We start from the raw sequence: 4,465 nt of genomic DNA on the forward strand, positions 1-4,465 counted from the left end.
ATCCCTACCGATTTACCGCAAGCGGTTCATCTATCGGGAGAAGCTTTGCAAGCAAAGACTTCTTGAATGTCCACACAGATTGTTTGATTAAATTGTTAAAGAGCAGCCTTTCGGCGAGGTGCGTATAATACGCGCCTTTCAAACGATGTCAACAGCCTTTTTAAGGTTTCCAATCAACGTTTAACGTTATCAGAAACTAGCCTCTTTCGTTCTCAGTCACTGGCGTTACCGCCCTTGTCTGTGTGGCGCATTATAGAGATTCAGATCACATTGGCAAGTGTTTATTTACACTTGCTGATTGAACGAATAATTAGTAGTCAATTTGCTGTTTTACTCTACAAAACTCATAGGCTGGATTATACAATCTAGGTTTTTATTTTATTACAACAGTATATTATTTGAGCATCGCTTTAAATTCAAATTATCTGGGATTTAAAATACTAGCAAGCCACAACTATAGAAGGTCTATAATGCTTGAAAAACTTACCGTCATTGTTATTACACCTTAATAATTTTTATATCTGTTATAGCAAAGCAGGACTAACACCTAATTCACCCGCCTGAACAAATTTTCTTACTGCTGTATTTTGATTGCAACTTGTCAAGTTTGTTATCTCATCAAAATCCGCTACTTTCCCCTGTTCAACAAAGAGATAATGAGATGCCGCATACAATGCATCATTTGTATGATGTGTGACCATTAAAACAGTTACATTTTTTATACGCGCCATATTTTTAACAATAGCCAATATCTCTTCACGCAAAATAGGATCTAGTGCTGAAAAAGGCTCATCAAGCAGTAGTAACGGCTTATTTTGTACAAAACACCTTGCCAATGCGACTCGCTGTTTTTGGCCGCCAGACAATTGTTCGGGAAAACGTGTTAATAATTTATCAATTCCAACCTGCCTGCAAATATCCAATACGCATGCACGCTGCTGCTGAGTTAATTTAAGACCCGGGTGTAGACCTAAACCAATGTTATCTGCAACGCTCAGATGCGCAAACAAATTCATGTCTTGAAATAGCATAGCTAAGGGACGTAAGTGTGGTTCAACATCTAAAACAGATATTCCCGCTATTTTTATATCGCCACTCAACGGTCTAATAAAGCCCGCAGCTAAATTTAACAGCGTACTTTTTCCTGCACCACTTGCCCCTAATACAGCGACAACATTCCCCTTAGGAATATCAATATCAAAAGAGAACGTTTCTTGCTGATATCGATAAGTTACGTTGGACAGTCTGAGCATATTTACCTCGCGTAAGGGGAGTAAGAAAATTGTTTTTTTAGGGTTATTTTTTCTATTACTACAAATACACCTACACTGAGAATTAATAAAAACAATGAAACAACCGCAGCAGACTCCATCTGATAACTACCAAGCAGCTGGAATAGATATAAAGGTAAAGTCCTAAAGTCTTGACTACCAAATAATGCAATGGCACTCAAATCCCCCATTGATAACACAAAACTAATAGAAAAAGCATGCACTATAGGTTGCCTTATCGATCGCCACTCCACGAGATAAAAACGGGAGAAACCAAACATACCTAAACTGGCACATAACTTGTCATATTGTTGCGCGGTATAGAGCATTGGCTGTGTGAGTGTTTTTATTACATACGGCAGCGCCATTAATGAATTCACGGCAATTACTATAACAATTGCGATACTGAATATATCAGTAATGTTTCTAAGCAGTAAAAAAAGCCCTGTACTGATCACTATGCCGGGTGTGACCAAAATAATAGTGGCGATCAACTCGATCTTATCAGCCCTCATATTCAATCCAATTAAACGCCAAAATCGACTTGCTATAAGGATAAATAGTCCTGCGATAACAGCGATAAAAGCGGCAAAAATAGCGACCAATAAGGAATTTTTAAGTGCACTCCAAAAAGAAAGGTCGGTGATGATGTCGATAAACTGTGCATTAAAGCCGTTAATTATCACCATTAGCAAAGGAGGAATGACAAGAGCAATCACTACAAAGATCCACAGTAGATCCCAACAGAGGGCGCGTCTTGAGTCAGAGAATATAGAAAACTTAGTCTTAGTTGTACTATTCATCAAAGATATCGGACGGGAAAATCTTTGTATAATGATAGCTAAACAGCCACAAAGTAGTATTTGCCATAATGCTAACAGCGCACCTGCCTGTAAATCAAAATCAAACTTAATGGCTTGGTAAATAGCCAGTTCGATAGTGGTTGATTTAGGTCCCCCACCTAACGCCATAACGGTTGCAAAACTAGTGAAACAGAGCATAAATACCAAACCGCAGACATGCGGCAACTGTTGGCGCAGGCAAGGCCACTCGATCAGTTTGAACTTGTTCCAATGAGTAATACCAAGATGAACAGATAGTTTATGATGTTCGACGGGTATCGATTGTAAAGATTGAAGCAATAAACGTGCTGCAAAAGGGAGATTAAAAAAAAGATGGGCGAGGAGTATCCCCTTAAGTCCGTAAATAGAGAATGGTAATTCTTGATTAAACGCCGCCAACGACTGCGCAATTACACCACTGTTTCCATAGATTGAAAGCAAACCAAAGACACCGACCAACACAGGTAAAACCAGTGTTGTTGCAAATAACTTAAGTAATAATGTTTTGCCAAAAAAATCTCTGCGGGAGAGTGCATGAGCGACCGGAATGGCCAGGCCAACACTTAGTAAGGTAGACAAGAATGCTTGATAGAAACTAAATGCAGTGATATGCCGATAATAGGGATCTAACCATAGAGATGAGATATTGAGGTCAGGTGAATACAGTAATAATGCCGCAATAGCTGCTGCAACAAAAGTAAAAATAAAACCGGCTGTAATTAAACCGGGCAATGTTGGCGATTTCATATTCATTAATAAAAAACGCTTAGTTTATCAACGCGTTTTGCCACTCTCTCACCCACTCTTTACGATTATTTTCTACTTTTTCAGCGTCAAAAGAGAAAGATTTCGATGGTAAAGTTAACTGTTCAAACTCTTTAGGAAGTGAAGTTTTTGTAACCGGGTACATCCAATTTCCTGTAGGTATTACGGACTGGAATTCATCACTAACAATAAATGCCATAAACTGATCGGCCAGTTTTTGATTTCTACTGCTTTTAACTTTTGCTGCGACTTCAATTTGCATGTAATGCCCTTCTGAAAAATCAGCGGCAGCATACTGATTCTTTCCCTCGGCAATGAGGTGATACGCAGGAGATGTCGTATAAGAAAGCACCATATCAGCCTCACCTTGTAAGAACATATTATAAGATTCCGACCACCCTTTAGTTACTGTGACCGTTTTTTTAGCTAATTTTTTCCACGCACTTAGAGCTTGATCACCATAAACCCATTTCATCCACAACATCAGTCCTTGCCCCGGTGTTGATGTTCTAGGGTCCTGGTAAATTATTTTAAGATCATCTCGCTTTTCAACCAGTTCCTTTAGACTTTTGGGTGGGTTCTTTAATATTTCTGTATTATAAACAAAAGAAAAATAGCCATAATCAAATGGAACAAATAGTTTATCAGACCAACCACCGGGTAAGGTGACATTTTCCAGATCTACTGAGTGTTCGCTTAATAATCCGGTTTTCTTCGCTTCAGCCATTAGATTATTATCCAAGCCCAGTAATAGATCCGCTTTACTGTTTTTTCCTTCTAAACGCAGACGATTTAAAATTGAAACGCCATCAGCTAAAGCAACAAACTCAAGATCACAAGCGCACTTTGCTTCAAATGCTTGTTTTATTTTAGGTCCTGGCCCCCAATCTGAAGAAAAAGAATCGTAAGTATACACAACTAACTTATCAGCAGTAGCAGGCATTGACAGCAAGATTGAAAAAGCAATGAGGGGAATTATTTTTTTCACTATGCGCTCCATATATAGCATAAGGCATAGAAAAGAGACAAATCAGAGTCAAGGGTACTTGATGAGCTCAATTCCTACGCCAGTATTATCTGGTTCAGGTATACGGGTTTAGTCGACAATTCGACAATCTCAGCTCTGTAGATAAGCGCCCCGATGAGAAAGGCTATTGTATACCCAAAGGAAATTTGTGACACACAAAGCTTATATTTATTTATACCACTCAGGGATAATAATCGCCTTCAATATGCTAAAACATGAGATGAAACCAACTTCGTTGGTGCTCTTAACCTTTCCCATGTTCGAGTTGGTCATCGCGACAAGCGCTTAAACGAAAAAATCCCTGCTGACGTTAGTCAACAGGGATTTATCGTTTATTAGGCGCTTGGCGATGACCTACTCTCACATGGGGAGACCCCACACTACCATCGGCGCAGCTGCGTTTCACTTCTGAGTTCGGAATGGAATCAGGTGGTACCACAGCGCTATTGTCGCCAAGCATAAAAAGTTAATTAGAAAAGCTGGTTGTTGCTCTAAATCATGCAATATAAATTGTTGTAAAATATGTTTCGCAAGCATATTTATTTTCTTGGTCACACACT

General features: G+C 39.1%; 3 protein-coding genes, 1 rRNA gene and 1 riboswitch. All 4 genes read right to left on the reverse strand.

All coding sequences use genetic code 11. From position 1 onward, the window contains the following. Positions 1-524: 524 nt before the first annotated feature. The 4 genes from thiQ to rrf all read right to left on the reverse strand — a co-directional run bounded on the left by thiQ (position 525) and on the right by rrf (position 4,362). Positions 525-1,253: a thiamine ABC transporter ATP-binding protein gene (thiQ, locus tag ACJAT7_RS18030; protein WP_415228184.1), complete on the reverse strand. Its 729-nt coding sequence runs from the start codon at positions 1,251-1,253 to the stop codon at positions 525-527. Between the two features lie 2 nt (positions 1,254-1,255). After that, positions 1,256-2,866: a thiamine/thiamine pyrophosphate ABC transporter permease ThiP gene (gene thiP / locus ACJAT7_RS18035; RefSeq protein WP_415228185.1), complete on the reverse strand. Its 1,611-nt coding sequence runs from the start codon at positions 2,864-2,866 to the stop codon at positions 1,256-1,258. Positions 2,867-2,879: 13 nt separating this feature from the next. Continuing rightward, entirely contained in the window at positions 2,880-3,866 is a 987-nt protein-coding gene (gene thiB / locus ACJAT7_RS18040) for a thiamine ABC transporter substrate binding subunit (protein WP_415228186.1), read from the reverse strand. A 54-nt stretch (positions 3,867-3,920) separates the two neighbouring features. Then, a riboswitch (TPP riboswitch) is annotated at positions 3,921-4,029 on the reverse strand. A gap of 217 nt (positions 4,030-4,246) precedes the next feature. Continuing rightward, positions 4,247-4,362: ribosomal RNA gene (gene rrf, locus ACJAT7_RS18045) — 5S ribosomal RNA — on the reverse strand. Between the last annotated feature and the right edge of the window lie 103 nt (positions 4,363-4,465).

Source organism: Psychromonas sp. (assembly GCF_047632995.1).
GTDB lineage: Bacteria > Pseudomonadota > Gammaproteobacteria > Enterobacterales > Psychromonadaceae > Psychromonas.

What these genes read in the sequence shown, in the direction of transcription:
- thiQ (WP_415228184.1), bottom strand. Translation starts at nt 1,253, where the DNA reads ATGCTCAGACTGTCCAACGTAACTTATCGATATCAGCAAGAAACGTTC.
- thiP (WP_415228185.1), bottom strand. Translation starts at nt 2,866, where the DNA reads ATGAATATGAAATCGCCAACATTGCCCGGTTTAATTACAGCCGGTTTT.